This is a genomic window from Pseudoalteromonas sp. SG41-2 (assembly GCF_014164535.1).
In the GTDB taxonomy this organism is placed as follows: domain Bacteria; phylum Pseudomonadota; class Gammaproteobacteria; order Enterobacterales; family Alteromonadaceae; genus Pseudoalteromonas; species Pseudoalteromonas rhizosphaerae.
Genome location: NZ_JACJFK010000054.1, coordinates 1 through 6315, shown reverse-complemented (window position 1 = coordinate 6315; position 6315 = coordinate 1). Strand labels below are relative to the sequence as shown.

Annotated in this window: 7 protein-coding genes; 4 read left to right on the top strand and 3 right to left on the bottom strand. The window is 34.9% G+C overall.

All coding sequences use genetic code 11. The annotated features are described in order from the left end of the window. Positions 1-135: 135 nt before the first annotated feature. The 3 genes from H5186_RS21985 to H5186_RS21975 form a co-directional block, all read right to left on the bottom strand. Positions 136-402 carry a hypothetical protein gene (locus tag H5186_RS21985; RefSeq protein ID WP_182762707.1) on the bottom strand — a complete coding sequence of 89 codons (267 nt, stop codon included), beginning with the start codon at positions 400-402 and terminating at the stop codon, positions 136-138. Positions 403-530: 128 nt separating this feature from the next. Next, positions 531-1268 carry an efflux RND transporter periplasmic adaptor subunit gene (locus H5186_RS21980; RefSeq protein WP_182762705.1) on the bottom strand — a complete coding sequence of 246 codons (738 nt, stop codon included), beginning with the start codon at positions 1266-1268 and terminating at the stop codon, positions 531-533. 2 nt (positions 1269-1270) lie between these two features. Then, positions 1271-1684: a GtrA family protein gene (locus H5186_RS21975; RefSeq protein ID WP_182719601.1), complete on the bottom strand. Its 414-nt coding sequence runs from the start codon at positions 1682-1684 to the stop codon at positions 1271-1273. Between the two features lie 130 nt (positions 1685-1814). Here H5186_RS21975 and H5186_RS21970 point away from each other — a divergent pair, with 130 nt between their 5' ends. The 4 genes from H5186_RS21970 to H5186_RS21955 are packed head-to-tail and all read left to right on the top strand — an operon-like array spanning position 1815 to position 6164. After that, the gene (locus H5186_RS21970; RefSeq protein ID WP_182719600.1) at positions 1815-2813 is read left to right on the top strand and encodes a glycosyltransferase family 2 protein; all 999 of its coding nucleotides are present in this window, start codon (positions 1815-1817) and stop codon (positions 2811-2813) included. Then, positions 2806-4263 carry a glycosyltransferase family 39 protein gene (locus H5186_RS21965; protein WP_182740895.1) on the top strand — a complete coding sequence of 486 codons (1458 nt, stop codon included), beginning with the start codon at positions 2806-2808 and terminating at the stop codon, positions 4261-4263. The genes H5186_RS21970 and H5186_RS21965 overlap by 8 nt, the downstream gene beginning before the upstream one ends. Then, positions 4244-4921 (top strand): response regulator transcription factor, encoded by a 678-nt coding sequence (locus tag H5186_RS21960; RefSeq protein WP_182719598.1) that lies wholly within the window; start codon positions 4244-4246, stop codon positions 4919-4921. Before H5186_RS21965 ends, H5186_RS21960 begins: the two co-directional genes overlap by 20 nt. After that, positions 4914-6164 (top strand): HAMP domain-containing sensor histidine kinase, encoded by a 1251-nt coding sequence (locus H5186_RS21955; protein WP_182740896.1) that lies wholly within the window; start codon positions 4914-4916, stop codon positions 6162-6164. The genes H5186_RS21960 and H5186_RS21955 overlap by 8 nt, the downstream gene beginning before the upstream one ends. The last annotated feature ends 151 nt before the right edge of the window (positions 6165-6315 follow it).

Sequence of the window (6315 nt, the reverse complement as noted above, 5' to 3'; positions counted from 1 at the left end):
GTCAGGAAAATCACGCGATTGGTCAATAATTAAGGAAGTAAATTTAAATCCTGAGAAAAAAGAAGAAATGCGGGTGGCATAAAATTTAACTTGAGGCGACAACTAACTTGAAAAACTCCGCTTTACTATTTTTCATTACAGCTCTCCGTTGCTAATATCAGCTTTCAATCCATTTTTAGCACCAGACACTTTGTTTTTTACTATAGACATCCCTTCCTCTAGAATATTTTTGATTATGATACTCTCTTTATTTTTCCAAATTACGTTAACCCTTTTCGAAAACAATTGATTGTTCTTATCGACGAGCCAAATCTTGTCGCCATCAATAGAAGATAAAGGAACTTTAAGTACATTTTTAAAAGTAGGTAAAGTTAGCTCTGCGGCCACAAATTCATTTATCATCAGCGTTCCACTGTCATTATCTACAGTTAGATAAACACTTTGTAGTTGGCTAGTTAGCGCTTGTGTTGGAGGTATTTGAGATATATGGGCATTAAAAAATGTATTATCGTCTCGATAAACCTTAAACCTTAAACCTTAAACCGCTGACCAATAGACAATACTGAAGCAACATCGTGAGGTATTGATAAGCTTACCCTAAGCTCAGAGAGTTGAGCAAAAGTACCAATCTTATCTCCCTTTTTAACAAAGTCGCCTTGGTAAGCGCTCTTTTCTAAAACGACGTAGTTTTCTTTAGATTGAAATTTACAACGTTCTAAATTTTTTTTTGCGAGTTCTAGGTTGCTTGTTGCAATTAAAATATTAGCTTTAGCTATTTCTAATTGAGGCTTTCGCAACATTAATGATTCTTGTAGTTTTAAATTAGGGCTGTCTTTTTTAGGTCTAACCCTTTTGTATTCACTTTTCGAAAAGCGTTGCTCACCGAGCTCAAGCTTTAAGTTAGCTTCTGCTACTTTAAGCTCTCCCAATCGAGCTTGTAGCTGGTTTTTATAGTCCTCATCATCAATATGATAAATAGTTTCACTCCTATTTACTCGACTACCAACTTCAAAATTATTATTAAGGAATAAAATTTCACCTTCGACTTGTGCAAATAAAGTTAGAATATTTGGTGTTTCTATTCGGCCATAAGCTTGATAACTGGGTGTAAATTCTTGAGGTTTAGCCTTTAATATATTGACTACTAAAGCTTTGTTATTACTGGATGATAAAGGCAGTTTTGGAGGTGTTGCCAAAATAATTAATGCACAAATTGCTACGCTAAAAGTAATAAGAACAGTGATTATTTTCACTTTATTGACTTGCATTTCTAGTCCCTAATTTTATTGAGAAGGAAGTTGTTTTTTCTTTCGTTAGAATTTTTAGTAAATACAAACCTATTAGCTAAAAGGTAGTTACTTACCAAACCGGCCATAATTCCTAAGCAAAAAGCGAAGTGAATTAAGAAAAGCTCTTTGGCTATCCAAAAAACTATTAAATTGATTACGCCAGATAAATGAGCTGCGAACATGTGCTTACTCCATTGTTTTACAGCGCTTTCATAAGCCTGGTTATTGAAGGTGTAAACTCTATTACCTAACCATGTTGTGCTAGCTGCTAGCCAAAATGCTATTGCGCGTGCGGTTATAATTGAATCGATATGATTTACTAAAATAAAAAAAATAAAACTATCAACAATGAACCCTGCACCTCCTACAAAACAAAATTTTTTTAGTTGCTGCATTATTAAGCATTAAATAATTAATCGTAGAGCCATTATTAATTAGAAGATGTCTATAAATTGTCTTGATGCATTGACTTTTTATAGACTCAGGTTGTTTTAAGCTTGCTTTGTAAAATTATTGGAGAGCTTAATGAAACTGGTCGAACACCCTAAGTCTGTTAATGAAGATATAACGCTGAGCATCATAGTGCCTGTTTATAACGAGCAAGAAATGCTGCCTATCTTTAATCACCACCTATCGAAAGCTCTAAGCTTGTTATTAAACGAGCATGTGGAAGTCATTTATATTAATGATGGAAGTACTGACGATAGCTGGAATGCAATGTCAAATTTAACCAATCATTATGCCGATATTGAATGCATTAACTTAAGTCGTAACTTTGGTAAAGAAGCCGCGATGACCGCTGGTATAGATAATGCTAGAGGTGAAGCTATTATTTTATTGGATGCTGATTTACAAGATCCACCTGAACTTATTCCTAAAATGCTAAATGCATGGAAACAAGGTTTTGATGTTGTAAATATGAAACGGTCATCCCGCTTAGGTGAGTCACGCTTAAAACGTTGGAGCGCTCACATTTATTACAGGTTACTTGACCATTTATCTGAGGTTCCATTACAAAAGGACGTAGGTGATTTTAGGCTATTAAGTAGAAGAGTTGTTGATGATATAAAGAAATTATCAGAAAGAAGCCGCTATATGAAAGGAATTCTTTCATGGCCAGGATATAAGCAAACAACAATTAGTTTTGAGCGTCCTGAACGCGTTGCAGGAGAGACAAAGTGGTCTTTCTTTCAGCTGGTAAAGTTAGGCCTATCTGGCATTACAGCTTTTAGTGTAAAGCCTTTACAAATATCGACCTGGGTCGGCACTTTAATATCTACATCCGCATTTTTTTATGGCTTATGGGTTGTTGCCAAGACTCTATTCTTTGGAGAAACCGTTGCGGGTTACCCTTCGATAATGTTGACCCAGTTATTCTTAGGGGGAGTTCAACTGATAGCTATAGGCGTCTTAGGTGAATATATTGGACGTATTTATGCTGAGACCAAAGGGCGTCCTATATATTTAATAATGGATAAACAAAGCCAAAAGAGTCAGAACGGCATGGTGAAAAAACATGGCTGATAAAATAAATTCTACAGTATATTGGGCTTTAGCAATTATTATTTCCTTGATCGCTATAAGGCTTGTCTCACTAGGACTTTTCCCTCTCTACGATACAACTGAGGCTAGGTATGGGGAAATGGCTCGTATCATGGTAGAAACTCGTAACTGGGTTACCCCTCAGTTTGATTACGACGTGCCATTTTGGGGGAAACCTCCAATTCAAACCTGGCTGAGTGCCATTAGTTTTAATTTTTTAGGTATAAATGAGTTTACTGCTCGTTTACCTCACTTATTGTGTGGTTTATTAACCTGTTACTTGGTCTTTCGATTCACATTATCCCTGACGAATTTAAGTAAAAGTGTTTTATCTATATTGGTGCTAGTTTCTAGCTTAGGGTTTATCGTTGCTATTGGCATGGTTATGACGGATAGTGCTTTGCTTCTTGCTTATACCCTTGCAATGTTTAGCTATTGGCAATGCTATGCTCAAAAAAACCAACTTTATGGCTATTTATTTTTTGTCTCTTTAGCGCTCGGTATGCTAATTAAAGGACCTGTTGCTGTCGTGCTTATAGGGATTTCACTCGTTGTTTGGAGCGCTTGGCAAGGCTGCTTTAAAGTAGCTATAAGACGCTTGCCTTGGGTAAGTGGGATGTTCGTTTTTTTAGGTCTAACTTTACCTTGGTACATTCTAGCCGAAATACGTACTCCGGGCTTTTTAGAATATTTTATAGTTGGTGAACATATTCAGCGATTCCTTGTATCTGGATGGGAAGGCGATCTTTATGGCACAGCGCACGTTAAACCTAGAGGTACAATTTGGTTTTATTGGTTACTGTGCGCAAGCCCTTGGTCATTTTTAGCTTTAGGACTACTATTCAAAAAAGAAAATATTAAAAAAGCACTTAGAAAAGAACCCGACCAGCCAAATATAAATAAGTACCTTATTTGTTGGGTGATTTCGCCACTATTACTATTTACTTTAGCTGGTAATGTGTTGCCAATCTATGTGCTACCTGGTTTTAGTGCATTAGCTATACTGATAGCCTTAAACATAAAATTTACTAAGCTATGCAATTACTTGGCTTTATTTACGGTTTTAACCTTAATAGCTATGTTAAGTGCACTGCTAAAGGGTGCATGGGAGCACAAAAGCGAACATAAGCTACTCGAATTACATCAAAAATCGTTTAAAGAAGCCCCTTTGTATTATTGGAATAAACGCCCATTTAGTGGACAGTTTTATTCAAATGGTAGAGCTAAACAAATAAATGAAAAAGCATATTTACGAGACTTAGTTAACAGTAGTGGAAAAATATATATTGCTATAAAGCAGGACGAGTTTATTATTTTTAAAGATTTATTTGACGCTCATTGTGTTGTTGAAGAAAAATCCACTGTACGTTACCTATTAGTATGCAACGATAAATTTGAAAATAAGGTGTCTATTGAAAATTCTACTGATTGAAGATTGTCATACTGTTGCCGAAGTTATATTTGATTACTTTGAAGGTTCAGAGTTTGAATTAGACTTTGCAGCGACAGGCACGTTAGGTCTTGCATTAGCTCAGTCAAACAACTTTGACTGTATTATTTTAGATATAATGCTTCCCGGTATTGATGGTATAACAGTATGTCATCGGCTTAGAGCTGAAGGATATGATACTCCTATCATAATGCTTACGGCCAGAGATACCGATAGTGACATGTTACAAGGGCTCAAAATAGGAGCTGATGACTATATAGTCAAACCTTTTAATTTAGAACTTTTGGAAGCTAGAATAATAAATGCTGTTCGAAGGAGTTCAGGAAATGGCTTTGCAAAAACAGTTATTTTCGGTCCTGTTACAATTAATCTCAAAACTTGTCAGGTCTGGAGAGAAGGGAGTGAAATCAAACTGACCCCAACTTGTTTCAAAATTATGAAGCTTTTAATAACTAAAGCACCCAATGTAGTTTCTAGGCAAGAGATAGAGGATAGTATTTGGGGAGATGAGCTACCTGATAAAGACATACTTAGAAAACACATATACCAATTGAGACTCAAAATCGATAAGCCTTATGACAAAGATGTTATAGAAACTATACCTAAAACAGGATACAGATTGAGTGAGTGTAATGTTTAAAAGTAAACCAATTAGTCAAATAATTATAAAAGTATATCTATTGGGCGCTTTGATATTATTAGCCTTTTATGGATGCTTATTTTATTACACGGTGTTGTACACTGAAAATCAAGCCAGTGAACAGCGTTTGGCACTAAAAGCTCCCTATCACCTAAAACTTTTTCAAAAAAGCGAAAATACAAAAATAAAAATAAAAATAGATCCGATATTAACAATCTATAATACGTATGAAATTTTACCAAAAAAAATTAAAGATAAAATTAACGTCGACTGGCTGGGTATCCAAAGTATTCATTTTGATGACGACAGTGAATTCACTGTATTTGCGCAAAAAATAAAAATTAATAATGATGAAATTACTGCTTATGCCATTGAGGATGTCGACCAAATAGAGTGGGACGATACATACTTTGCAATTTTCCAAATTATGATACTTTCTTCAGGTGTGATTTTATTCATTGGCTCTGCATTTTTTATTATTAAAATGGCAAAGCGGATAAGCTCTCCGTTTTCAGAGTTAGCTGAAATGCTTGAATATGATTCACATGAAGTTAGTAAACCTTTATCTGTTAATGGAAAATTATCTTTTGAGTTAGAAATGATGCTTGCTAGCATTAATAGCTATCGTAAGCGAATATATTCTGCATTTATTAGGGAGCAAACTTTTACTAGGTATATTAGTCATGAACTACGTACTCCTATGACGGTGATTCGAGGCGGTGTAAGTGTTTTAAGACGAGCAAATAATGATAAGACTACAAAGCAATTAACTAGAATAGATGATGCTGTAATAGAAATGGAGCAGTTAACTCATATTTTCCTATTACTTGCTAGAGACGAAGTTTCAAATACCAGTAACGTTTCAATATCAGACACGTTTATCGACAAAATAGTTAAGAACTTTTCCCCTACTATCAAAGCAAATCAAGTAAATTTCCATTATGACATACAGAATGAATTTTCATTACATGCGCACCCATTACTATTTTCAGCAGTAGTATGTAACTTATTAAAAAATGCTATTAATTGCAGTATTGAAGGTAGTGTAAATTTATTTATTTCTGAACAAAGAATAGATGTTATTGATGATGGATTAGGCCTAAATGAACAACCTCGCGGCTATGAAGGGTTTGGTATAGGCCTCAAAATTGTTCAAGATATATGTGAAAAATACCAGTGGACATTTAACATATCAAATAATATGGAAAAGGGCTGCACCGCTTCAGTGATTTTTAAAACTTAGGGGATTAAATTTATGCTAATCCACCCTCATAGCTTAGTTCTTAAGGAACACAGATCGTGTGACTTCCTATTTTAAAACGGCACATGTCATTATTTTTTTCAATGGATTGCCGCTTACAATTTACCGCTAGTAGCTTAAGTACACGGTGTAC